This window comes from Micromonospora sp. RB23 (genome assembly GCF_053585025.1).
This window is the reverse complement of record NZ_CM132111.1, coordinates 3,946,976-3,970,343: the sequence shown is the minus strand read 5'-3', so window position 1 is coordinate 3,970,343 and position 23,368 is coordinate 3,946,976. Positions and strand designations below refer to the sequence as shown.

The 23,368-nt window shown below is 72.1% G+C and carries 25 protein-coding genes; 19 read left to right on the top strand and 6 right to left on the bottom strand.

Translation table 11 applies throughout. The features are described from left to right. Positions 1 to 37: 37 nt before the first annotated feature. Together ACTFTM_RS18390 and ACTFTM_RS18385 are read left to right on the top strand one after the other, a co-directional pair. Positions 38 to 1,225 carry an LLM class flavin-dependent oxidoreductase gene (locus tag ACTFTM_RS18390; protein ID WP_449561696.1) on the top strand — a complete coding sequence of 396 codons (1,188 nt, stop codon included), beginning with the start codon at positions 38 to 40 and terminating at the stop codon, positions 1,223 to 1,225. A gap of 125 nt (positions 1,226 to 1,350) precedes the next feature. Then, positions 1,351 to 1,983, top strand: coding sequence for a hypothetical protein (locus ACTFTM_RS18385; protein ID WP_449561695.1), 633 nt, complete (start codon positions 1,351 to 1,353; stop codon positions 1,981 to 1,983). On the opposite strand, the gene ACTFTM_RS18380 is transcribed toward ACTFTM_RS18385, so the two are convergent. The 3 genes from ACTFTM_RS18380 to ACTFTM_RS18370 form a co-directional block, all read right to left on the bottom strand. After that, positions 1,984 to 2,361 carry an Imm32 family immunity protein gene (locus ACTFTM_RS18380; RefSeq protein WP_449561694.1) on the bottom strand — a complete coding sequence of 126 codons (378 nt, stop codon included), beginning with the start codon at positions 2,359 to 2,361 and terminating at the stop codon, positions 1,984 to 1,986. A gap of 121 nt (positions 2,362 to 2,482) precedes the next feature. Beyond that, on the bottom strand, positions 2,483 to 3,757 hold the full coding sequence (locus ACTFTM_RS18375) for a barstar family protein (protein ID WP_449561693.1): 1,275 nt from the start codon (positions 3,755 to 3,757) through the stop codon (positions 2,483 to 2,485). Between the two features lie 322 nt (positions 3,758 to 4,079). Further along, positions 4,080 to 4,901: a hypothetical protein gene (locus ACTFTM_RS18370; protein WP_449561692.1), complete on the bottom strand. Its 822-nt coding sequence runs from the start codon at positions 4,899 to 4,901 to the stop codon at positions 4,080 to 4,082. Between the two features lie 392 nt (positions 4,902 to 5,293). Here ACTFTM_RS18370 and ACTFTM_RS18365 point away from each other — a divergent pair, with 392 nt between their 5' ends. The 7 genes from ACTFTM_RS18365 to ACTFTM_RS18335 all read left to right on the top strand — a co-directional run bounded on the left by ACTFTM_RS18365 (position 5,294) and on the right by ACTFTM_RS18335 (position 10,368). After that, positions 5,294 to 5,596: an urease subunit gamma gene (locus tag ACTFTM_RS18365; protein ID WP_222957358.1), complete on the top strand. Its 303-nt coding sequence runs from the start codon at positions 5,294 to 5,296 to the stop codon at positions 5,594 to 5,596. Continuing rightward, a complete protein-coding gene (locus ACTFTM_RS18360; RefSeq protein ID WP_449561691.1) occupies positions 5,593 to 6,003 on the top strand; it encodes an urease subunit beta in 411 nt (136 codons plus the stop codon). Before ACTFTM_RS18365 ends, ACTFTM_RS18360 begins: the two co-directional genes overlap by 4 nt. Then, a complete protein-coding gene (locus tag ACTFTM_RS18355) occupies positions 6,000 to 7,703 on the top strand; it encodes an urease subunit alpha (protein ID WP_449561690.1) in 1,704 nt (567 codons plus the stop codon). Before ACTFTM_RS18360 ends, ACTFTM_RS18355 begins: the two co-directional genes overlap by 4 nt. Further along, positions 7,703 to 8,389, top strand: a complete 687-nt coding sequence (locus tag ACTFTM_RS18350; protein ID WP_449561689.1) for an urease accessory protein UreF — start codon at positions 7,703 to 7,705, stop codon at positions 8,387 to 8,389. The genes ACTFTM_RS18355 and ACTFTM_RS18350 overlap by 1 nt, the downstream gene beginning before the upstream one ends. Beyond that, positions 8,379 to 9,149 (top strand): urease accessory protein UreG, encoded by a 771-nt coding sequence (gene ureG / locus ACTFTM_RS18345; protein WP_449561688.1) that lies wholly within the window; start codon positions 8,379 to 8,381, stop codon positions 9,147 to 9,149. Before ACTFTM_RS18350 ends, ureG begins: the two co-directional genes overlap by 11 nt. Next, a complete protein-coding gene (locus tag ACTFTM_RS18340; RefSeq protein WP_449561687.1) occupies positions 9,149 to 9,889 on the top strand; it encodes an urease accessory protein UreD in 741 nt (246 codons plus the stop codon). The genes ureG and ACTFTM_RS18340 overlap by 1 nt, the downstream gene beginning before the upstream one ends. Positions 9,890 to 9,993: 104 nt before the next feature. Beyond that, entirely contained in the window at positions 9,994 to 10,368 is a 375-nt protein-coding gene (locus ACTFTM_RS18335) for a cupin domain-containing protein (protein WP_354860647.1), read from the top strand. A 13-nt stretch (positions 10,369 to 10,381) separates the two neighbouring features. Here ACTFTM_RS18335 and ACTFTM_RS18330 read toward each other — a convergent pair whose 3' ends face one another. Then, positions 10,382 to 10,846, bottom strand: coding sequence for a MarR family winged helix-turn-helix transcriptional regulator (locus ACTFTM_RS18330; protein WP_449561686.1), 465 nt, complete (start codon positions 10,844 to 10,846; stop codon positions 10,382 to 10,384). Between the two features lie 96 nt (positions 10,847 to 10,942). Between ACTFTM_RS18330 and ACTFTM_RS18325 the strand changes: the two genes are divergently transcribed. From ACTFTM_RS18325 to urtE, 6 genes are all read left to right on the top strand, one after another. After that, positions 10,943 to 12,025 (top strand): substrate-binding domain-containing protein, encoded by a 1,083-nt coding sequence (locus ACTFTM_RS18325; protein WP_449561685.1) that lies wholly within the window; start codon positions 10,943 to 10,945, stop codon positions 12,023 to 12,025. Positions 12,026 to 12,432: 407 nt separating this feature from the next. Next, on the top strand, positions 12,433 to 13,677 hold the full coding sequence (gene urtA / locus ACTFTM_RS18320; RefSeq protein ID WP_449561684.1) for an urea ABC transporter substrate-binding protein: 1,245 nt from the start codon (positions 12,433 to 12,435) through the stop codon (positions 13,675 to 13,677). Positions 13,678 to 13,754: 77 nt separating this feature from the next. Further along, positions 13,755 to 14,642 (top strand): urea ABC transporter permease subunit UrtB, encoded by an 888-nt coding sequence (gene urtB, locus ACTFTM_RS18315; protein ID WP_449561683.1) that lies wholly within the window; start codon positions 13,755 to 13,757, stop codon positions 14,640 to 14,642. Next, positions 14,639 to 15,826, top strand: coding sequence for an urea ABC transporter permease subunit UrtC (urtC, locus tag ACTFTM_RS18310; protein ID WP_449561682.1), 1,188 nt, complete (start codon positions 14,639 to 14,641; stop codon positions 15,824 to 15,826). The genes urtB and urtC overlap by 4 nt, the downstream gene beginning before the upstream one ends. Next, on the top strand, positions 15,823 to 16,599 hold the full coding sequence (urtD, locus tag ACTFTM_RS18305; protein ID WP_449561681.1) for an urea ABC transporter ATP-binding protein UrtD: 777 nt from the start codon (positions 15,823 to 15,825) through the stop codon (positions 16,597 to 16,599). Before urtC ends, urtD begins: the two co-directional genes overlap by 4 nt. After that, entirely contained in the window at positions 16,596 to 17,291 is a 696-nt protein-coding gene (gene urtE / locus ACTFTM_RS18300; protein WP_433533913.1) for an urea ABC transporter ATP-binding subunit UrtE, read from the top strand. The genes urtD and urtE overlap by 4 nt, the downstream gene beginning before the upstream one ends. An 11-nt stretch (positions 17,292 to 17,302) precedes the next feature. Here urtE and ACTFTM_RS18295 read toward each other — a convergent pair whose 3' ends face one another. Then, positions 17,303 to 18,337 carry a LacI family DNA-binding transcriptional regulator gene (locus ACTFTM_RS18295; RefSeq protein WP_449561680.1) on the bottom strand — a complete coding sequence of 345 codons (1,035 nt, stop codon included), beginning with the start codon at positions 18,335 to 18,337 and terminating at the stop codon, positions 17,303 to 17,305. Positions 18,338 to 18,468: 131 nt separating this feature from the next. On the opposite strand from ACTFTM_RS18295, the gene ACTFTM_RS18290 reads away from it, so the two are divergent. The 3 genes from ACTFTM_RS18290 (at position 18,469) to ACTFTM_RS18280 (ending at position 22,098) form a co-directional block, all read left to right on the top strand. Further along, positions 18,469 to 19,416: a LamG-like jellyroll fold domain-containing protein gene (locus tag ACTFTM_RS18290; RefSeq protein ID WP_449561679.1), complete on the top strand. Its 948-nt coding sequence runs from the start codon at positions 18,469 to 18,471 to the stop codon at positions 19,414 to 19,416. A 37-nt stretch (positions 19,417 to 19,453) separates the two neighbouring features. Then, complete coding sequence (locus ACTFTM_RS18285; protein WP_449561678.1) at positions 19,454 to 21,538, top strand: PQQ-dependent sugar dehydrogenase; 2,085 nt, start codon at positions 19,454 to 19,456, stop codon at positions 21,536 to 21,538. A gap of 89 nt (positions 21,539 to 21,627) precedes the next feature. Beyond that, on the top strand, positions 21,628 to 22,098 hold the full coding sequence (locus ACTFTM_RS18280) for a molybdenum cofactor biosysynthesis protein (RefSeq protein WP_449561677.1): 471 nt from the start codon (positions 21,628 to 21,630) through the stop codon (positions 22,096 to 22,098). A gap of 7 nt (positions 22,099 to 22,105) precedes the next feature. On the opposite strand, the gene ACTFTM_RS18275 is transcribed toward ACTFTM_RS18280, so the two are convergent. Continuing rightward, positions 22,106 to 22,537 carry a nuclear transport factor 2 family protein gene (locus ACTFTM_RS18275; RefSeq protein ID WP_449561676.1) on the bottom strand — a complete coding sequence of 144 codons (432 nt, stop codon included), beginning with the start codon at positions 22,535 to 22,537 and terminating at the stop codon, positions 22,106 to 22,108. 104 nt (positions 22,538 to 22,641) lie between these two features. Between ACTFTM_RS18275 and ACTFTM_RS18270 the strand changes: the two genes are divergently transcribed. Continuing rightward, the gene (locus ACTFTM_RS18270) at positions 22,642 to 23,358 is read left to right on the top strand and encodes an alpha/beta fold hydrolase (protein WP_449561675.1); all 717 of its coding nucleotides are present in this window, start codon (positions 22,642 to 22,644) and stop codon (positions 23,356 to 23,358) included. The last annotated feature ends 10 nt before the right edge of the window (positions 23,359 to 23,368 follow it).

The following is a 23,368-nucleotide window of genomic DNA, read 5'->3' as shown; positions in this document are numbered from 1 at the left end:
CTCAGGAGCGCCCCGCGCACACACGGAAAGAGCCGCGATGACCCTCACCTTCCACTGGTTCCTGCCCACCAACGGCGACAGCCGGGACGTCGTCGGCGGTGGACACGGCGTACCCACCGGCGCGGCCGGGGGCGCCCGCCCGCCGAGCGTGGCCTACCTGGGGCAGATCGCCCGTACCGCCGAGCAGCTCGGCTTCGTCGGCGCGCTCACCCCGACCGGCGCGTGGTGCGAGGACGCCTGGCTCACCACCGCGATGCTCACCGAGGTCACCGAACGCCTCAAGTTCCTGGTGGCGTTCCGGCCCGGGGTGCTGTCGCCCACCCTGGCCGCCCAGATGGCTTCCACCTTCCAGCGGCTCTCCCGGGGCCGGCTGCTGCTCAACGTGGTCACCGGCGGCGAGTCGACGGAGCAGCGGGCGTACGGCGACTTCCTGGACAAGGACGCCCGGTACGCGCGGTGCGACGAGTTCCTGCACGTCGTACGCGCGCTGTGGCGGGGGGAGACCGTCGATTACACCGGCGAGCACCTGCGCGTCGAGCAGGCGCGACTGCACCGGCTGCCCGACCCCACGCCGCCGGTCTACTTCGGTGGCTCGTCGGCCGCCGCCCTGCCCGTGGCCGTGCGGCACAGCGACGTCTACCTCACCTGGGGCGAGCCGCCGGCCCAGGTCGCCGAGAAACTCGACCGGGTACGGGCCCTCGCCGCCGAGGCCGGCCGGGACCTGCGCTTCGGCATCCGGCTGCACGTGATCGCCCGGGACACCGCCGACGAGGCGTGGGCACAGGCCCGTCGGCTGCTCAACGGCATCGCCGAGGCCGACATCCGCGCCGTACAGGAGGGCCTGCGCCGCAGCGAGTCCGAGGGACAACGCCGGATGCTCGACCTGCACGGCGGTTCCCGCGACAGCCTCGAGGTCGCACCCAACCTGTGGGCCGGCGTCGGCCTGGTACGGGGAGGGGCCGGCACCGCCCTCGTGGGCAGCCACCGCGAGATCGCCGACCGGATCGCCGAGTACCACGCCCTCGGCATCGACGAGTTCATCCTCTCCGGCTACCCCCACCTGGAGGAGGCGTACTGGTTCGGCGAGGGGGTGCTGCCGATCCTGCGCGAGCGCGGACTGTGGCGACACCCCGACGGCCAACCCGACCCGGCCGACCTCCCGGACATCCCCTTCGCGGGCACGACCACACCCCGCCCGGCGCGGGAGCCGGCGGTGGCCCGCTGACCGGCCCGCGGTTGCGGGCGCCCGGCGCGCCCGCAACCGACGGCGTGCCGCTGCCTCCACGCGCATCCCGGTCGTGCCGGTAGTCTCGCCGCGTGAATCCGAAGGTGATCGAGGGTCGGCTGTCCGTGGCGCAGACCGGCACGGGTGTGGAACGGCGCGCTTTCGGTGAGTTCGTCGGGTCCCGCGGTGAACTCGCGTCGTACGCGTTCGGCTGGACGACCAACTCCGAGCACCACCACGCTCGGCTCACGGTGGGGATCGGGGCCGGAAACCCCGGCGGTGCCAGCTTCCACGCGATCATCTTCGACAGGGAGAACAGCTACGCCTGCTCGCTCGTCGACGAGCCCTTCGAGCGAGTCCCCGAGGGCGGCCCCGACCTCACCGCGACCGAGGCCCGCGCACACGAGGATCTGCCGTTCATCTGGTGGGTGGTGGACCTCGTCATGGAACGTGACCGGCGCGCGCGGTGGATGAAACACTGGCTGCTGGGGACCAGCAGCATCCAGACCGGCGAGGTCTTCGACCAGAAGAGCCGATCCTGTACGTCAGCCACGACGCCGACGACGGACTCTGGCAACTCATCGGCGCGAGCGACGCCGACCCCGCGACGGGCAAGCTCAGCCACCTTCACCACGCCGTGGAACACGACCTCACGCTGCTCGACGTTCTCGACCTCGGTCCCGGCGAGAGCGCCCACCGAACCGGGCCGGACGCGCCCTGGACCGCCGGGCCGTCCTGAGACGGGCGGGAGGGCTTGATCAGCGCCGAGGCATCCCGCCATGTGGACTGTTGACGATGAGCGGCACGCTGTCTGGTGCCAGGAAATAATGGCCCTCGAAGTACTCGAGGTGAACGTGGCCGCCGTCGTCCATGTTGGCTACCTGGCGTAGCAGGTCGGCGAGGAGTGACCGGCTTTCCGCGCCACCGTGGATGCTGAAATAGTGACGACCGTCGACGCCAATGACGACGGGCCCCTGCGTCACCTCGACGAGAACACCCCGTAGGTGCCGAGAGTGAGCCGACGGCGCAAGGCTCAACTCGCCTCCGCTTGCTACCAGTTCAGCGAGATGACAAAGCTCAGCACGGGCACCCACGATGTCGATGCCTTCGGCTGCTGAATAGTAGTCGAGGATCATCCCGCAACCGTAGGCCCCCGCGTCTATCCAGCAACTTTCAGCTCTGATCGCCGAGGGTTTTGTCGTTCCTCCGGCAGACCGCCAATCCGTAGCGCGATCGGCGATCTCGTCGGCTCACGGCTCAGCGCAAGTCAATCTCGACCTGGTGCTCCGCGAGCATGCCCAGCAGATACTCCAAGGTGGTCGCCGGACGCAGCAAACGCCGGTCGTAGCCGGCGACGAGGTATTCGCGGGCGATGGCAGAGTTGTGCCACACGAGCCGAAATGGTGCCTGCGCGCCGAACCCTCCGGCGAGGCAGTCGTCGAGGGCGTCGAGGTTCCAACCGAAGTATCCGCCCGGGCCGTTGATCGTCTCGCCGATCGCGCAGTAAAACCCTTCAACGTCGGTGACGAACCGGCCGTCGAGTTCGTACGTGATGCCGGCCGGCCGGTCCGGCGCGCCGGATTGGTGGGCGAGTGCTGCTCCTGCCCAATGGTGGCGCAGCTCTCGGTCGTAGCCGGTCCACAGGTTCTTCTCGACGGGCCGTCCGGTCCACCAGTGCCTCAGGATGCCGAGGACACCGGTCGGCAACGGTTCCTGCGGGTCGCTGTCGACGGTCACGTCGAGGAGTCCGGGGCCTAGGCGCGAAGGCTCGCCGGCCTGGACGGTTCCGGACACCACGGCGCCGATGACCTGGTTGATGGAATCGTCGGCGGCGACCATGTAGACGTCGGTGCGGATCCGGCGGCGGCGCAGGCAGTCCTTGGTCGACTGCCCGACCGCGCCCAGCGCGTTCAGCAACAGTGGCTCCGGTCGGCAGCCGAGCAGCCGAACCTGCGGCACCGGCGGTGCGGCTTGCTCGCGGAACACGCCGGTGACGTCCCGACAGGTGCCGTAGGGTGCCTCGTCCGGGCCTAGGAGGACGAATTCGGTGACGTCGCCAGGACGTTCGACGCCGTCCGTGCGGTCGTAGACGTGGACGAACCCGTCGAGGTCGATGTCCACCGTTTCCGGCATCGTCACATTTGGCCGTTGCGCGAGGACGACGACGTCGGCCAGGTCCTCGCCCCACCAGGACGGCGGCGTGCCTGGCGGTGGGGGAGGCGCCGTTACGGAGACATTCCCCAGCCAGGCTCGTTCGGTCCCGAGTGCCTCACTGGGCAGTCGGTCGAGCAGGTCGGCGAGCGCGCCGGCCGGGGCGCAACCGACGAGCGTTAACCGCTCCCGCGGCCGGGGCGGCAGATCGACGAACACTCCTTCGATCTCGGCGCACAGCGCCAGCGGGATGTCGATCTCGTAGGAGCCCTCGAAGCCGACGTCGCCGAGGAGCAGCCAGCGCGGGCTGACCGGATGCTCCCACTCCCACCGCCGCAGCTCCGGCGGAACGCCAGCATCCAGGCCCGCGCTCGTCGTCACGCCGCGACCCTACCAACCAAAAACCCCCTGCGGAGAGCTCGTTCGCGGACGGCGGAGCATGGCACCCGCAACCTCAACGCGTCCGACCTTCGGCAGAAGCGGGCTCGGCGACGCAAGACGGCGAGATGCCCTCGCGCAGTGTGTCGTGGTGGTCCGAACCTCCTTCCATGAGGTGGGGGATCAACAGACCGTCCGTCACAGCCCTCGCCGCCTCCACGCTGGCACGACCACACCCCGGCCGGCGCCGGAGCCCGTGATCGTTGGTCGTTGAGCGACACGACACGCCGTGCCGATCGCCGCTGAACAGCCAACGATCACCGGGTCACGCGCCCGTGGCGTCCCACACGACGACGTGGACCACGAACGCCTTGTCGGCGCGGCTGTCGTTGGTGATGGTGGCGAACCCGAGCCGTCCCTCGGAGGTACGGAAGCACCAGTTCGCGCCCGGTGTGAACGAGGCCCGCGCCGAGCCGGTGGCCGACGCGACGCAGTCCGCGTACGCCTGTGCGGGGTTGCCGCCGGAGTACGGGTAGACGTTCGGGGCGTTGGCGACCTGGATGTTGTCCGAACGGATATCGCCCCAGTCGTGGTAGAGATCGAGCCCGTCCGTGGCCCCGTCGGAGTGGTGCGGAACGACCTGCTGATCCGGCTTGTCGACGTCGACGGCGGCCTCCCGGGGCAGCACCACGTCCCTCGCGACGAGGGTGCGGGGCGCGTCGGGGTCCGTCGTACCCCCGGGGGTCGGGGTGGTCTGGCCGGTGGGCGGCGCGGCCGGGCTGGTGCCCGGCGTCGCGGCACCCGTCGGCCCGCCGGCGGTGGGCGGTGACGTCGACGAGGAGCCGGCGGTGGGTGACGGCGTCGACGGGTTGCGGAGCTGGGTCGCCAGGACGCCGCCGAGCAGCAGGCAGCCCAGCGCCAGCAGGGCGATCGCGACGCGGGTCCGCCGACGCCACAGCCAGAACGCGCCGAGCACCAGGACCGCCGTCAGGGTGAGGGCGAACAACAGCACGTCCCGCTTGAGCCAGCTCTCCACCGCGGTCACCACACCGAGGACGTTGGCCGCCACACCGATCACGGCGAGGGTCCTGATCCGGCGGTCGTCGCTGTTGCCGCCGGTCGCTGGTGGCGGCGTGGATTCACCCAACGGTTACCTCCACTGTGGAGTTTCGTACGGGAGCGGACTGTGCTGCCCCCGTCATGATCCCATCGGCGCGCTCGGCGGCGGACCGCCTTGCGGCGCGGGTCGAGTCAACTGTCCGACGTAACGACGTGATCCCTCATCCCGGACACCCTGTTGCTCCCGCCGGGAACGATCCTCTACGGTCTGGTCAAGCGGTGGGCGGTGCGGTCCGCATCCGACCGACACCGCCGGGTGCCCGTCGTGCGGGCCGGGATGGTGGAGTCCCGGGCCACCCCGTCGACGGTCGTCGCGGCGGTCGTGTGATCCCAGCTCGTTCCTCCGGGCGGTGCTGCCCGGGGTGGCTCCGCGCGGAGCCAACGGCGAGCCGGCCACGCCGATCCCCACCGGAGAATCCCGTGTTCCTCAGCCCGCACGAGCAGGACCGCCTGCTCGTCCACGTCGCGGCCGATGTCGCCCGCCGCCGCCGCGAGCGCGGCCTGCGACTCAACTATCCCGAAGCCGTCGCGATCATCACCGCCTTCCTGCTCGAAGGGGCCCGGGACGGGCGGTCGGTGGTCGACCTCATGTCGGCCGGCCGGACCGTGCTCGGCCGCGACGACGTCCAGGACGGCATCCCCGAGCTGCTGAGGGAGGTGCAGGTGGAGGCCACGTTCCCGGACGGCACCAAGCTCGTGACGGTGCACCACCCGATCCCGTGATCCCCGGGGAGATCCTGCCGGCGGCCAGCCCGGTGGAGATCAACGTGGGTCGGCCGGTGACCACGCTGGTCGTGGTCAACACCGCCGACCGTCCGGTGCAGGTCGGCTCGCACTACCACTTCGCCGAGGCCAACCCGGCCCTGGCCTTCGACCGGGACGTCGCCTGGGGGCAGCGTCTCGCCGTCCCGGCGGGTACCTCGGTCCGGTTCGAGCCGGGCGTGAGCCGCAGCGTCGACCTGGTGCCGCTCGGCGGCGCGCGCGTCGTACCGGGCCTGCGCGGCGAGTGCGCCGGGCCGCTGGACGCCGCATCCCCGGCCGCGCCGGCGACTGACGGGCCGGCGACCGACGGGCCGGCGACTGACGGGCCGACGACCGACGGGCCGGCGACTGACGGGCCGGCGCGGTGAGCGCCGTGCGGCGGGACCGCTACATCGACCTGTACGGGCCCACCACCGGCGACCGCATCCGGCTGGCCGACACCAGCCTGCTGATCGAGGTGGAGACCGACCACTGCGTGGGCGGCGACGAGGCGGTCTTCGGCGGTGGGAAGGTGATCCGCGAGTCGATGGGCCAGTCGCGGGCCACCCGCGCCGAGGGCGCCCTCGACACCGTCATCACCGGCGCGGTGGTGCTCGACCACTGGGGCGTCATCAAGGCCGACGTGGGCCTGCGCGACGGGCGGATCGTCGCCCTCGGCCGGGCCGGCAACCCGGACACCATGCCCGGCGTCCACCCCGACCTGGTCATCGGGCCGGCCACCGAGGTCATCGCCGGCAACGGCCGGATCCTCACCGCCGGCGCCGTCGACACCCACGTGCACTTCATCTGCCCGGAGATCGTCACCGAGGCGCTCGCCAGCGGCGTCACCACGCTCGTCGGCGGCGGCACCGGCCCCGCCGAGGGCACCCGGGCCACCACGGTCACGCCGAACGCCTGGCACCTGGCCCGCATGCACGAGGCGCTGGACACGATGCCGGTCAACGTCCTGCTGCTCGGCAAGGGCAACACCGTCTCGCAAGAGGCGCTGTGGGAGCAGTTGCGCGCCGGCGCGGGCGGGTTCAAGCTGCACGAGGACTGGGGCACCACCCCGGCGGCCATCGACGCCTGCCTGCGGGTGGCCGACGCCTCCCGGGTGCAGGTGTCGATCCACACCGACACCCTCAACGAGGCCGGTTTCGTGGCCGACACGCTGCGGGCCATCGGCGGACGGGCCATCCACTCGTACCACACCGAGGGCGCGGGCGGCGGGCACGCGCCGGACATCATCACGGTGGCCAGCGAGCCGAACGTGCTGCCGTCGTCGACAAACCCGACCCGGCCGTACACCGCCAACACCCTCGCCGAGCACCTGGACATGCTGATGGTCTGCCACCATCTCAACCCGTCCGTGCCGGAGGACCTGGCCTTCGCCGAGAGTCGGATCCGGCCGTCCACGATGGCCGCCGAGGACCTGCTGCACGACCTCGGCGCGATCTCCATCATCGGCTCCGACGCGCAGGCGATGGGCCGGGTGGGCGAGGTGATCCTGCGGACCTGGCAGAGCGCGCACGTGATGAAGGAGCGGGTGGGCGCGCTGCCCGGCGACGGCGCGGCCGACAATCACCGGGCCCGGCGGTACGTGGCGAAGTACACCATCTGCGCGGCGATGGCGAACGGGCTGGACGCCGAGATCGGCTCGGTCGAGCCGGGCAAGCTCGCCGACCTGGTGCTGTGGGACCCGGCGTTCTTCGGCGTACGACCACACCTGGTGATCAAGGGCGGGATGATCGCGTACGCCCAGATGGGTGACGCGAACGCCTCCATTCCGACGCCGCAGCCGATGCTGCCGCGACCGATGTTCGGGGCGTACGGCGTCGCGGCGGCGGCCACCAGCCTGGCGTTCGTCGCGCCGGCGGCCCTCGACGCGGGGCTGCGCCTGGACGTGCGGCGACGGGTGGTGCCGGTCGCCGACGTGCGTTCGCGGGGCAAGGCCGACCTACCGGAGAACGACGCGATGCCCCGGATCGAGGTGGACCCGGACACCTTCACCGTGCGGATCGACGGGGAGGTGGTGGAACCGGACCCGGTGCCACGCCTGCCGATGGCCCAGCGGTACTTCCTGTTCTGATGCCGACGTCGAGCCTGCTCCTGTTGCTCGCCGACGGTCGCTTCCCGGCCGGCGCGCACGCGCACTCCGGCGGCCTGGAGGCTGCCGTCGCCGCCGGCCGGGTCACCGACCTGGACACGTTGGAGGCGTTCCTCGTCGGCCGGCTGGCCACCGCCGGTCTGGTCGGCGCGGCGTTCGCGGCGGCGGCGCACCGGGCGGCGACGTCAGCCGGCGTACGTGCGGCCGTGCTGGCGCGGCTCGACGCGGAGCTGGACGCCCGGACCGCGTCACCGGCGCTGCGGGGGGTGTCCCGCCGCCAGGGCCGGGCCCTGCTGCGCGCCGGACGGGCCATCTGGCCCGACGGCCCGTTCGACGATCTGCCCACCGCACCGCAGGGAGCGCACCAGCCGTTGGTGCTCGGGCTGCTCTGCGCCGCCGCCGGCCTGAGCCGCGCCGAGACCGCCACGGTCGCCGCCTACGGGACGGTGACCGGCGCGGCCAGTGCGGGCGTACGCCTGCTCGGCCTCGACCCGTACCAGGTGCAGGCCCTGCTGGTCGGTCTCGCCGACCTGTGCGACGGCACCGCCGCCGACGCGGCCCGGGCCGCCGACCATCCACCCGAGCGGCTGCCCGCGGCCGCCGCGCCCCTTGCCGACATCCACGCCGAAGCTCATGCCACCTGGGAGGTGCGTCTCTTTGCGTCCTGACACCGTTTCGCCGACCGCTGCGCCCACTGCCGACCCGACCCCCCAACCGCACGACGAGACTGTTCCGCACACCCACCCCGAGCCGGGGGTGGACCCGCATCCGCCGCTGGCGCGGGCCGGCCGGGCGCTGCGCGTCGGCATCGGCGGGCCGGTCGGGTCCGGCAAGACCGCCCTGGTGGCGGCCCTGTGCCGGGCGTTCGCCGGGGAGCTGCGACTCGGCGTGGTCACCAACGACATCTACACGACCGAGGACGCCGACTTCCTCAAGCGGGCCGGCGTGCTGGACCCGACCCGGATCCGTGCCGTGGAGACGGGCTGCTGCCCGCACACCGCCATCCGCGACGACATCGGAGCCAACCTCGACGCCGTGGACGAGCTGGCCGAGGCGGTCGGCCCGCTGGACCTGGTGCTGGTCGAGAGCGGCGGGGACAACCTGACCGCCACGTTCAGCCGGGGTCTGGTGGACCGGCAGATCTTCGTGGTCGACGTGGCCGGCGGGGACAAGGTGCCCCGCAAGGGCGGCCCCGGGGTCACCTCCGCCGACCTGCTCGTGATCAACAAGACCGACCTGGCGCCCATGGTGGGCGCGGACCTGGCCGTGATGGACCGGGACGCGCGGGCCCGGCGCGGCGACCTGCCGACCGTGTTCCTGTCGATCGTCGGCGACCCGACGGCGGGCCGGGTCGCCGCCTGGATCCGCCACGAGCTGGCCCACCACGCGGCCCTGCACCCGATCGCCGCGCAGGCCGGCCCGGCCTGATGCGCGCGTACGCCCGGGTGGTGGCCCGCGCCGACGGCCGGGGCGGCACGGTCCTCGCCGAGCTGCGCGGCGAGACGCCGCTGCTGCTGCGGCAGACGCCCGGGGACGGTCGGATCGTCACCGTGTACGTGGTGGGCGGGGCGGCCGGCCCGCTCGCCGGTGACGACCTGCGGCTGGAGATCGACGTGGGGCCGGGCGCGGCGGTGCGGCTGCACAGCGTCGCCGCGTCGGTCGCCCTGCCCGGGCGGCCCGGCGCGGTGTCGCGGATGGCCGTACGCGCCGTGGTGCACGACGGTGGCGTCCTGCACTGGCTGCCCGAGCAACTGGTCGCGGCGGCCGGCTGCGCGCACCTCGCCGAGTCCCGGGTCGAGCTGGCCGCCGGGGCGCGGCTGACCTGGCGTGACGAGGTGATCTGCGGCCGGTACGGCGAGACGCCGGGCGCCGCCGTCGTGCACACCCGGGTCGACTACGACGGGCGGCCGCTGCTGCGCCAGTCGCTGGCCGTGGGGCCGGGAGCGCCCGGCTGGGCCGGCCCCGCGGTGCTCGGCGGCGCCCCGGCCACCGGATCGTTGCTGGTGGTGGACCCGTCGCGCCCCGCCGAGCCCGCCACGGTCGAGGGCACCCTCGCCCGGGTGCCCCTGGCCGGTGGTCCGGCGACGCTGTGGACCGCCACCGCGCCCGACGCGCACACGCTGCGCGCCCACCTCGGCGACGCGGCCCTCACCGAGGTCACCGCCTGATCCGGTACGCCGTTGTGCGGCATCTCGGCCCCCGGCGCTCGCTTCGCTCCTATCCTCGGAAAACGTGCGATCGCCGGTCGCTGGATGGCTCACAGGAGGCCGTGATGAGTGGCAAGGATCGACCCGAGGGCATCAGTCCGACAGCCGTGGAGGGCGCTCCGGGGTTGTGGCGCGTCGATCTCCAGCGGCACGATCTCAGCATCGAGGGCCGCGAGGTCATCCAGAGCCGGGTCGAGTTCACGCCGGACTCGCCGCCGTTCAAGCACTTTCACCCCGGCGAGGAGATCATCTGCGTGCTCCAGGGGTCGCTGGAGTACACGCTCGAAGGTCAGCCGCCGGTGGTGTGCAACGTGGGCGACGCCCTGACCGTGCCGTACGGGGTCCACCACCAGGCCCGCAACGTCGGCGACGGGGTGGCCGTCGAGCTGGCCACGTACGTCGTCGAGAAGGGCAAACCGCTGCTCACCAAGGTGGAGTGAGTCCGGGCCGCCGTCAGCGGCGCGGGCCGGCCGCCTCGGCGTGGTCGCGGCGACCGGCCGGGTCGAGTCGGGCGATCAGCTCGGCGAGGTGATCGATCAGGGCGGTGTCGGCCGGTACGCCAGCCTCGGCGAGACTGGCCCGGACCCGCTCGTCGATGCGGGCGTGCTCGCGGCGGCCCCGCGTCGTCAGGTAGGCCCGGATTCGCCGGCGGTCCAGCACGTCGATCCGCCGGAACACCAGGTTACGGTCGACGAGCTGGTCGACCAGCTTGGTGAGGGTGCCCGGCGGCAGCGACGCCTCGGCGGACACCTCGCTCATCGGGTGGCCCTGACCGTCGGCGAGCAGGCAGAGCACCCGCCACGCCTCGGTGGTCAGCTCGTCGTCGGCCAGCACGGCGGCCATCCGGCGGGAGAGCAGCCGTTCGGCGCGGGTGAGCGAGCGCAGCAGGTCGGCTGGCGCCCCGGTCACGTCTGACATGGAACTCCCTGGGCCGGTGGCCCTGTCATCGTAGCGACTCGTCCCGCTCAGTGGTGAGCTCTGGTCTTCCGACCTGTGCCGGGCAATCATGTGCTCATGTCCGCGCCGGCACCGCCGTGGCTCACCGTCGATCGGGCCGTGGTCAGCATCGCGCTGGTGTACCCGATGCGCGGTCCGGCGGGAATGTTCGGCCCGACCTGCGAACTCTGCGCTCAGCTCGCGGTCGAGGAGATCAACGCCTGCGGCGGGGTGCTGGGCCGGGAGGTGCGGCTGGTGCCGGTCGACGGTGGCGCCCCGCCGGCCGAGGTGGCCGCCGAGGTCGAGGCGTTGGTGTCGGTGGGCGCGGTGCAGGGTGTGACCGGTTGGCACATCTCCTCGGTGCGGCAGGCGCTCGCGCCCCGGGTCGCCCACCGCGTGCCGTACGTCTACACCGCCCTGTACGAGGGCGGTGAGCGTACCGAGGGGGTCTATCTGACCAGCGAGACGCCGGACGCCCAGTTGTGGCCCGCCATGCGGCTGCTCGCGGGTGAGCAGGGCGTCCGTCGCTGGTTCGTGGTCGGCAACGACTACGTGTGGCCCCGACGTACCGCGCGGGCGGCCCAGCGGTACGCGCTGCGCGGCGGCGGCCGGGTGGTGGGGCAGGCGTTCCTGCCGTTGGAGACGCACGACTTCGACGACGTGCTGCGCGAGATCGAGCGCAGCGAGGCCGACGCGGTGGTGATGCTGCTCGTGGGCGCGGACGCGGTGCGCTTCAACCGGGCGTTCGGGCGTGCCGGGATGGACCAGCGTTGCCTGCGGCTGAGCACCCTCATGGACGAGAACATGCTGCTGGCCAGCGGGGCGGGCGCGACGCGGCGGCTGTACAGCACCGCGGGATTCTTCGCCGGGCTCGTGACGCAGGAGAACCTCGACTTCCACGGCGAGTTCGCCCGCCGGTTCGGAGTGGAGGCCCCGCCGCTGGGCAGTCTGGGGGAGTCCTGCTACGAGGGCGTGATGCTGCTCGCCGCCCTGATCGCGCAGGCCCGCACCCTCGACGTGCGGGCGATCGAGACGGCCGCCGACACGGTGGCGTACCAGGGGCCGCGCGGTCGGCTGCGGCTGCGGGGCAGGCACGTGCGCCAGCGGATCTACCTCGCCGAGGCCGACGGTCTCGACTTCACCGTGCTCGCCCAGCTCTGACCGCCCGTCCGGACCCTTGACAGGTCCACCCGGCCCGGCCCTAAGATACTTCCTGCGTGAAGTATCTGGCTCGGGCCGGATACCGCGATTGTGTGTCCACCGTCGGCGGAAATCTGTCCGCCGACCATTGTGGTGGCCCATTCTTCACCGAATTAATCACTGCCGGCACCGCTCTGTGGAGACGATGTCGGCCATTGTGGCGTGCGCACTAGCCACGTGCCGGGGAAACAGTCAATTAAGGACCGGGAAACACTCACGCAATCATGCCGGTCGACGCTTTGCGTGCCCGTACCCGATGCGATGACGGTAGGCGACGTCCACCCGTCGACTCCGACACCGCCAACGTCAGCTCCACCGGACCGCACCGACCGTCCTTTCGCTACCTGAGTGCACCGCAGGGAGATTAGATGTCACTTCTTTGGGACCGCCGCATCCTGGCGGGTGCCATGACCCTCGTCGCCGCGGCGGCCATGACCGCGTGCGGCAGCAAGACCAATGACGAGGGCGGCGCGGCCGGCGTCACCGCCGACGTCTCCGGCGACACCGTCAAGGTGGGCCTGCTCAACTCGCTCTCCGGCACCATGGCGATCAGCGAGGTCACCGTCCGCGACTCGATCATGCTCGCCGTCGAGGAGATCAACGCGGCCGGCGGCGTCCTCGGCAAGAAGATCCAACCGGTCGGGGAGGACGGCGCCTCGGACTGGCCCACCTTCGCCGAGAAGGCCGAGAAGCTCATCTCCGAGGACCGGGTCGCCGCCGTCTTCGGCTGCTGGACGTCGGCGAGCCGCAAGGCGGTCAAGCCGGTGTTCGAGAAGAACAAGGCGCTGCTGTTCTATCCGGTGCAGTACGAGGGTCTGGAACAGTCGCCCTACATCTTCTACACGGGCGCGACGACCAACCAGCAGATCGTTCCCGGGCTGGACTACCTCAAGGCGCAGGGAACGAAGTCGGTCTACCTGGTGGGCAGCGACTACGTGTTCCCCCGAACGGCCAACAAAATCATCAAGGCGTACGCGGCGGCGAACGGGATGACGGTGGTCGGCGAGGATTACGCGCCGCTCGGGTCCACCGAATTCGGCACGATCGTCAACAAGGTCAAGTCGTCCGGCGCGAAGGCCGTCTTCAACACCCTCAACGGTGACAGCAACGTGGCCTTCTTCAAGGAGTACAAGTCGGCCGGGCTGACCGCCGCCGGCATGCCGGTGGTGTCGGTGTCCATCGCCGAGGAGGAGGTCAAGGGCATCGGCACCCAGTACCTGGAGGGCCAGCTGACCGCCTGGAACTACTACCAGACCACGCCGGGCGCGGCGAACAGCAAGTTCGTGGCCGCGTACAAGGCGAAGTACGGCGCGGACAAGCCGACGAGCGACCCGATGGAGGCCGCCTACGTCAGCGTCTACCTGTGGAAGGCGATGGTCGAGAAGGCCGGCGCGTTCGACGTCGAGAAGGTCCGCGCCGCCTCCGACGGGATCACCTTCGACGCGCCGGAGGGCCTGGTCACCGTCGACGGCAAGACCCAGCACATCGCCAAGACCGCCCGCATCGGCAAGATCGGCGCGGACGGCCTGATCACCGAGGTGTGGAACTCCGGCAAGCCGGTCGCACCGGACCCGTTCCTCAAGACCTACCCGTGGGCGAGCGGCCTGAGCTGACGACGCCGGCCCGGGCGGGCGGCGCGACGACGCGCGTCCCGCCCGGGTCCCCCGACCAGCAGTACGGAGTACCCACCGTGACAGTCCTCTTCGGTCAACTCTTCACCGGCATCAGCATCGGCGCGGTGCTGCTGCTCATCGCGCTCGGGCTCGCGCTGACCTTCGGCCAGATGAACGTCATCAACATGGCCCACGGCGAGTTCATCATGGCCGGCGCCTACACCACGTACGTGCTGCAACAGAGCATCACCGGGGCCGGCGCGTCCCTGCTGGTGGCGTTGCCGGTGGCGTTCGTGGTCGCCGGCACGATGGGCGTGCTGCTGGAGATCCTGCTCATCCGCCGGCTCTACGCCCGCCCGCTGGACACCCTGCTGGTCACCTGGGGCGTGTCCCTGATGCTGCAACAGCTCGCGCGGGACGTCTTCGGCAGCCCGAACGTGCAGACCCGCGCGCCGGACCTGCTCACCGGCAACGTGGCGTTGCCGGGTGGGCTGACGGTCGCCAACAACCGGCTGTTCATCCTGGCCCTGGCCCTGGCCGCCGTCGCCGCGCTCACCCTGGCGCTGCGACTCACCCCGCTGGGACGTCGGATCCGCGCGGTGGTGCAGAACCGCGACCTCGCCGCGGTGTCCGGCATTCCCACCGCCCGCGTCGACCGGACGACGTTCTTTCTCGGCTCCGGTCTGGCCGGCCTCGCCGGGGTGGCGCTCACCCTCCTCGGCCCGATCGGCCCGACCATGGGCACCAACCTGATCATCGACGCCTTCCTGGTCGTCGTGGTCGGCGGGATCGGTCAGCTCAAGGGCAGCGTGATCGTCGCCTTCGCCCTCGGCGTGCTCCAGGCCACCGGGGAGTACCTCACGACCCTCAGCGTCGCCAAGGTGATCGTCTTCGTGGCGATCGTCGCGTTCCTCCAGTGGCGGCCACAGGGCCTGTTCACCCTGCGGACCAGGAGCCTCGCATGACCGCCGTGACACCCGCGCCGCCGACCACCGCCGACACACCGGCCCCGGCCGACGCCGGGCCACCGAGGCGACCCGGGGGCCGTTCGCGGCTACGGGCGGCAGCGGGGTTCGCGTTCGGCGCGGCGCTGCTGTTCGCCGTCGCGCCGCTGGTGCTGTCGGACTTCCGGCTGGCCCTGCTCGCCAAGTACCTCTGCGTCGCCATGGTGGCCGTCGGCATCGGCATCGCCTGGGGTCGCGGCGGCATGCTCACCCTCGGCCAGGGCGTCTTCTTCGGCCTCGGCGGCTACGCGATGGCCATGCACCTCAAGCTCGCCGACGCGGGTCCCGGTGGGATGCCCGACTTCATGCAGCTGTACGGGCAGCTCGACGAACTGCCCGTCTGGTGGCGGCCGTTCGCCAGCCCGTGGTTCGCGCTGCCCGCCACGGTGCTGTTGCCGATGGCCGTCGCCTACGGGCTCGGTTCGCTGGTGTTCCGCCGGCGCGTGCGGGGCGCGTACTTCGCCATCCTCAGCCAGGCGCTCGCCGCCGCCATGGTGATCCTGCTGGTCGGCCAGCAGGGGACCACGGGCGGCACGAACGGGCTCACCGACATCCAGGGCTTCTTCGGGTACGACCTGGACGACCCGGTCAACCAACGGATGGTCTACTTCATCATCGCCGGTGTCCTGCTGGCGCTGCTCGCCCTGGCCCGCCAGCTCATCCACAGCCGCTACGGCGAACTGCTCGTGGCGGTACGCGACAGTGAGGAGCGGGTCCGGTTCCTCGGCTACGACCCGGCGTCGGTCAAGCTCGTCGCCTACGTGGTGGCGGCGGGCATGGCGGGTCTCGCCGGCGCGCTGTTCGTGCCGGCGGTGGGCATCATCTCGCCCGCGCTGATCGGCATCGTCCCGTCGATCGAGTTCGTCATCGGGGTCGCGGTGGGCGGCCGGGCCACGCTGCTCGGTCCGGTGCTCGGCGCGGTCGCGGTGGCCTGGGCGCGTACCGCCCTCTCCGAACGGTTCCCGGGCACCTGGACGTACCTCCAGGGTCTGCTCTTCGTGGTGGTGGTGGCGTTCCTTCCCGGCGGCCTGGCGTCGCTGTGGGCGCTGGCCCGCCGCCGCGAGGCCGGTCCGGCGTCGCCGCATCGTGGGTGGTCACCGCTGGGTCGGCGACGCGCCGAACGGGCGGAGGTGGCGGCCCCATGAGCGAGGACCGACTGGACGGGTTGTCCGTCCGTGACGTGCGGGTCAGCTTCGACGGTTTCACCGCGGTCGACGGCGTCTCGCTGGAGGTTCCCGCCGGCGACATCCGGTTCCTGATCGGGCCGAACGGCGCGGGCAAGACCACTCTCGTGGACGCGATCACCGGCCTGGTGCGGGCCACCGGCTCGGTGTGCTTCGGCGACCAGGAGCTGTTGGGCCGCCCGGTGCACCGGATCAGCCGCCTCGGCATCGGGCGGACGTTCCAGACGTCGACGATCTTCGAGGAGCTGTCGGTGGTGCAGAACCTCGACATCGCGGCGGGCGCCCGGCGGAGCTGGGCCACCCTCGCCCGGCGTCGGCGGGGCATCCCCGACGAGGTGGCCGCCGCGCTGGAGACCATCGGGCTGGCCGGACGGGCCGACCAGCTCGCCGGCACGCTCGCGCACGGGCAGAAGCAGTGGTTGGAGATCGGCATGCTGCTGGTGCAGGACGCACGGCTGCTGCTGCTCGACGAGCCGGTCGCCGGGATGAGCCACGAGGAGCGCGACGCCACGGGCGCGCTGTTGGAGACGGTGAGCCGCGACCGCACGGTCGTGGTGATCGAGCACGACATGGACTTCCTGCGCCGCTTCGCGCGCAGCGTCACCGTGCTGCACGCGGGGAAGGTGCTCAGCGAGGGCACGGTGGCGCAGGTCCAGGCGGACCCGCGCGTGCAGGAGGTCTACCTTGGCCACCCGGTCGACGCCGGGTCGGTCCCCAGCCCTCTGGAGGCATGATGCTGACCCTGCGTGGGGTGCACGCCGGTTACGGGCGTTCCCGGGTGCTGCACGGGGTGGACCTCGCCGTCCCGCCCGACGGGGTGGCCGCGGTGCTCGGGCACAACGGCGCCGGCAAGAGCACCCTGCTGCGGCTCGCTGCGGGCCTGCTGCGGCCGACCGCCGGCACGGTCGAGCTGGACGGCGAGGACGTCACCCGGCTCGCGCCGCACGAGCGGGTGGCGCGCGGGATGGCGTACGTCCCGCAGGGCCAGCAGTGCTTCCCGCACCTCACGGCGGCGGAGAACCTGCGCCTGGTCGCCGACGGCCGGCGCGACGGCGCGGTGGCCACGGCGGAGGTGCTGGACCTGTTCCCGGCGCTGCGTCCGCTGCTGCGGCGACGGGCCGGGCTGCTCTCCGGCGGCCAGCGTCAGCAGCTCGCCATCGCCCGCGCGTTGATCACCCGGCCGCGGCTGCTCATGCTCGACGAGCCGACCGAGGGCATCCAGCCGTCGGTGGTCGCCGAGATCCAGGAGCGGATCGTCGAGTTGACCCGGCAGTCCGGGTTCAGCGTGCTGCTCGTCGAGCAGCACCTCGGGTTCGCGCTGCGGGTGGCGAACCGCTACCACGTGCTGGAATCCGGTCGGGTCACCTCGCACGGCGACGGGGGAGTCACGGCGGAGCGGGAGGTACGCGCGGCCCTGGCGGTCTGAGCCGCGACCGGTCAGGTCGTCGGCGCGGGACCGGTCGAGTCGCGGACGACCAGCAGGTGTCCGGTGGCGCGACGGCGGGGTCGCGCCGCGCGGGGCTTGAGGGCGAGGGTGAGCGCCGTGCGGCCCATCTCGGTCAACGGCAGCCGGATGGTGGTGAGGCTGGGTGCGAGGTCGGCGGCGACGGAGACGTCGTCGAAGCCGACGACGGAGATGCGCGCCGGCACCGGCACGCGACGCGACCGCAACGTCGACAGGACGCCCATCGCCATCGCGTCGTTCAGCGCGACGATCGCCGTGGTCTCCGGGTGCTCGTTGAGGATCTGTTCGGTGGCGGCCCGCCCGCCGCCACGGGTGAAGTCGCCGTGGACGACCGTCAGGTCGGTGGTGCGCAGACCGCGCTGGCGTAGCGCGGACGTCACGCCGGCGAGCCGGTCGGCGACGGTCGTCAGTCCGGCGCTACCGGCGGCGACCGCGATGTGCCGGTGACCGAGGTCCACCAGGTGCGTGGCGAGCGCGTGGCCGCCGGCCTCGTTGTCCGGCAGGACGGCGTCGACGCCGAGCGCGTGCCGGCCGATGGCGGCGACCCGACCGCCGTGGTCCTGGAACGCCGCCAGCTCGGCACGGGCCTCGGTCTCCACCCGCGGGTCGTCGTACCCCGAGCCGCTGATCAGGATGACGCCGACCCGCTGGGCGATGAGGTGGCGCAGTTGTCGCAGCTCGTAGCCCGGATCCCGCCCGGACTGGCAGATCTGCACCAGCAGGCCCTGCTCGGCGGCGAGCTGGATGACCCCGGCGGCGATCTCGGCGAAGTACGGGTCGTCGACCTGGTGGACGATGAGCCCGACGGTGGAACGGGCGCCCCCGGCCAGGGTGCGGGCGTACGGGTTGGCGACGTATCCCAGCTCCTGGGCGATCTGCCGGATCCGGTCGGCCACCTCCGTGCTGACCCCGTCGCGGCCGGCGAGGGCGCGCGAGGCGGTGGCCAGTGAGACACCCGCGCGTTCGGCCACCTCCACGAGGCGCGGCCGCTGGCCAGCCCTGGGCACGCGCACCTCCTTCGCGGACATCCATGTCACCCGATCTATTGCCAGTGACGATCGTCGAAGCCTAGGGTACGTAAGCGCTTACGTAAGCGCTTACGTACCCGTCACCGGCGTGCCGTGGAACGAGGTGAACGATGTCCAGGACCCGCATCACCGCCGTCGCGCTCCTGGCCGTCGGCGTGCTGACCGGCACGGGCGTGCCGCCGGCCCGGGCGGACCGGAGCATCCCGCACGACGTCCATCCGGCACTGCGGGCACACGTGGTCGCCGCCTACGACTTCGACCACCCGGTGCCGGGTGACCCCGCCCTGGAGCGCGACCAGGGCCGCTCCGGCACCGAGATCGAGCTGGTCAACGGCGGTGCGGCGATGCGGGTGCCCGACCACGCGTACCGGGGCAGCGGCAACGCGGCGCAGACCCGGCAGGTCGCGCCGACCGTCGCCGGCAACGACGACTGGAAGGCCGGCACCTGGTCGGCCAGCGGCGTGCGGACGCTGCGCGCCTTCAGCGCCACCGGCGGCACCACCATCATGGGCTGGTTCAAGCTCGACATGGACGGCCCGCTGCCCAACTCCACCACCGCCGATCCGGACGACAGGTACAACGCGATCGGTCTCGCCGGCCTGCTCACCGGCGACTCCGACGGGCACGGCGTCCGGGCCCTGCTGGAGTTGATCGACGTCGACGGCGAGCTGCGCCTCGTCGCGCTCGGCCGCCGCCTCGACGGGGGCAACTCGCAGACGTTCGCGGCGCGGCCGGACTGGCGGGACCTGCTGCCGATGGGGGAGTGGGTGCACCTCGCCGCCACCTTCGACTTCGGCACCGGCGCGCTGGCCCTCTACCGCAACGGCGAACCTGTCGAGGGCTTCTACACCCGCGCCGACGACCCGTGGCTCGTGGCGGGGCCCGGCCCGCACGTGACCACCGCCTCCGATCCCCGGGGCATCAAGATCGGCGGGAGCTTCCCGCAGAACACGCTGGAACGTAACCCCTGCGACTGCCGCATGGACGGCCTGCTGTTCCTCGACAGCGTGGTCTCCGCGTCCGACGTGCGCAGGCAGTACCGCCACCTGGCCCGCTGACCACCCTCGGCACCGTCCCACCGAGAAGGAGACACGCGTGCGCACCGCCCACCACCGACCACCTCTGAGGGCCGCCCTCACCGCCCTCGTGCTGGTGCTGTCCACCCTCGTCGCCACGCCCGCCCGGGCCGCCGGCGCGGTCTACGACCCGATTCCCGAGATGCCGAGCCAGTCCCGCCTCGGGCTGGTCCTCGACGAGTACGCGAGCTTCCCGCAGTCGTACCCGACCCCCGCGCCGACGGACCAGCGGCTCATGCGGACCGCCCGGATCAACACCATCATGGAGCTGCCCGACGGGTCCGGTCGGCGCGCGGTGCCCGATCTCAACGGCAACCTCTACCTGGTCGAGAACGGCGTGCCGCACGTCTACCTGGACGTGGCCGCGACGTTCGCGCCGCAGTTCTTCTCCGGGCGAGGGCTCGGCCAGGGCTTCGGCTACGTCGCCTTCCACCCCGAGTTCGGCGTCAACGGCCGGTTCTACACCATCCACACCGAGCTGGCGTCGGCGACGACCACCCCACCGGACTACGCCCAGGCCGGCACCATCTACCACGGCGTCATCACCGAGTGGACCGCCGACGACCCGGCCGCCGACACCTTCGCCGGCACCCGCCGGGAGGTGCTGCGCATCGGCTTCGGCGGCCAGGTGCACGGCATCCAGGAAATCAACTTCAACCCCACGGCGAAACGCCACGACCGCGACTACGGCCTGCTCTACCTCGCGGTCGGCGACGGCGGCCTCGGCGTACGCAACACCGACCCGCAGAACCTGGGCCTGCCGCACGGCAAGCTGCTGCGCATCGACCCCCGGGGCACCACCTCCGCCAACGGCCGGTACGGCATCCCCGCCGACAACCCCTTCGTCGGCCGGGACGGGGCGCTCGGCGAGATCTACGCCGTGGGCTTCCGCGACCCGCACCGGTTCAGCTGGGACCGGGCGACCGGCCGGATGTACCTCGGGCACATCGGTGAGCACGCCATCGAGGCGATCTACGAGGTCCGCGCGGGTGACAACTTCGGCTGGAGCGAGCGCGAAGGCTCCTTCGTCTTCGACAAGGCGGCCACCAACCCGTGCGACCGGCTGTTCCCCCTGCCCGCCGACGACGAGCGCTACGGCTACACGTACCCCGTCGCCGCGTACGACCACGACCCTGCCGCGGACTGGAACTGCACCGCGGACGTCGGCGTCGCCGTGGCCGGCGGTTTCGTCTACCGCGGACGCGCGGTGCCTGCGCTGCGCGGCAAGTACGTCTTCGGTGACCTGGTCGACGGCCGGGTGCTCTACACCGAGGCGGACGAGATGCGCCGCGGGCACGGCCTCGCCCCGATCCACCAGCTCGCGCTCTTCGACGCCGCGGGCGCGCCGGTGCGGATGCGGGACCTCTCCGGACCGGGCGCGCCCGGCGACCCCAACCGGGTCGACCTGCGCTTCGGCACCGACGCGGCCGGCGAGCTGTACCTCGTCGCCAAGGCCAACGGTCGGATCTGGAAGGTGACCGGCACGCGGGAGTTCGCCAGCGGCGACGTCGGCGGCACCACGCTGCGCCACACCGCCGGCGCCGCGAACTGGGCGCCGGTGACACCCACGAAGTGGCAGTTCACCCGCGACGAGGTCATCCTCGCCGAGGCCGGCGAGAGCCGGCCGGGCCCGCGCCGACCCTTCGAGTACGCCGTGCTGACCGCCGGCCCGACCTGGTCGTCGGTGCGGATCGACGCACAGGTACGCCTCGACACGCCGGTCGACGTCAGCAACCGGGACGTGATCGTCGTCTTCGGCTGGCGCTCGGACACCGAGTTCTACTACGCGCACCTCTCCACCGACAACACGATCTATCCGCACAACGGCATCTTCAAGGTGAACAACGCCGACCGCGAGCGCATCGACCACCAGTGGAACGGCCGATCCCGGGGCGCCAACCCGGCGATCACCGACGCCGCCTGGCACCGCGTACGCGTCGTGCACCTGCCGGCCACCGGTGAGATCGCCGTCTACCTGGACGGGCGCCGGGACCCCGTGCTGACCGCGAACGACACCACTTTCGGCTCCGGTCGGGTGGGCTTCGGCTCGTTCGACAACGTCGGCCGGCTGCGCCACCTCACCGTCACCGGCACACCTGCCTGAGGGTCGTGGGGGACGGCAGCCGCCGTCCCCCACGGCTGCGCCGGCCGAGCCGGCCCGCGCGGCACGGTCCGCTTCGTACAATTCCTGGCATGCCGGAGATCGTCGAGTTGCTGGCCTCGCCCGTGCACCGCTTCCTGGGCCGACCCAGCGACGGCCCGGCGCCCGCGCCCCCCGGCGAGCTGGTGGACAGCGTCCAGATCCGAGCCGGCCTCGGCATCGTCGGCGACCGCTACTTCGGCAAGCCGGCCCACCGCGACGCCAGCATCACGGTGATCGCCCGGGAGTCGCTTCCGGTGGGGATCGGTCTGGCGCAGGTCCGCCGCAACATCCTCACCACCGGCCTGGCCGTGGACGAGCTGATCGGCAGGGTGTTGATCCTCGACTCCGGTGACGGCCCCGTCGGCCTGCGGGTCAACCGGGCCGCCCGCCCCTGCGCCTGGATGGACGTCACGGTCGGCCCGGGCGCCTGGAAGGCCCTGCGCACCACGGGCGGCGTCCGCTGCACGCCCCTGCACGACGGGGTGCTGCGCGTCGGCCCGGTCGACGCCACCGTGAGCTGACCGGCGCTCAGACCTGGCTGATGTGTGCGGCGAGGACGCGCCAACCGTGCGGGTCGTCGTGCACCCAGGTGCGGGTGTAGCGCAGGCGTGCGGCGAACGGCGCGCCGCCGAACATCCCGGCGACCCGGGCCAGGCAGAACGTCACGCCGGTCGATCCGACGACGAGCAGATCCAACTCCTCCTCGACGAGTTCCTCCACGACCGTGGTGCGGTCCCGGTGCGCGGCGAGATCCTCCGCCTTGGTGTGCTTGCGGCCGTCGGGGCCGATCGCGATCAGTTGGTCGACCAGTAACTGGTCCAGGGCCGCGACGTCACCGGCCCGCTGGGCGGCCTGCAGGGTGCGTTCGGCGTCGAGCAACTCCGCCTCGCGTGCGCTGTCCGGCATGGTGCCGTCCTCCCGGTCTCCCGCGCCCGGCGTCACCGTCCGGACTGACCGCATTGTGGCAGTCCGCGTCACCCCGACGTGGGCGCATCGACCTGGCGACGCGCCCGTCCGTCTCCGGAATCACCGACGGCAGTCCGATTATCCCTAATACTGCCTTTATGCCGCTACCCACCGTCGTGCTCGTGCACGGAGCCTTCGCCGACTCGTCGAGCTGGAACGGGGTGATCGCCAACCTCAAGCGCCGGGGCTATCCGGCCATCGCCGTCGCCAACCCGCTGCGCGGTGTGCAGGAGGACGCGGCGTACGCCCGCTCCATCGTGGACAGCATCGACGGTCCGGTCGTGATGGTCGCGCACTCGTACGGGGGACTGGTGATCACCGAGGCCGCGGACGGCGCCCCGAACGTGAAGGCGCTGGTGTACGTCGCGAGCATCAGCCCGGACGTCGGCGAGAGCGTGGTCGACCTGGTCATGAAGTATCCCGGCAGCCAGCTCGTCACGTCCATCAAGATGGTCCCCTTCCCCCTGCCCGACGGTGGGACGGCGATGGACCAGTACATCCAGCAGGACAAGTTCCCGGCCGTGTTCGCCGCCGACGTCGACCCCGAGGTCGCCGAGCTGATGGCGGTCACGCAGCGGCCGGCCTCGGAGAAGGCCCAGACCGGGTCCGTGCAGAGGGCGGCCTGGAAGACGATCCCGTCGTGGACCCTGATCAGCACCCAGGACCAGGGCATCCCGCCGGACCTGCAACGCTTCCTGGCCCAGCGGGCCGGGTCCACCGTGGTCGAGGTCGACGGGTCGCACGCCGTGGCGGTCTCGCAGCCCGGCCCGGTGGCCGACCTCATCGACACCGCCGCCCGCGCCACCATGGGGTAGCTCGGACAGC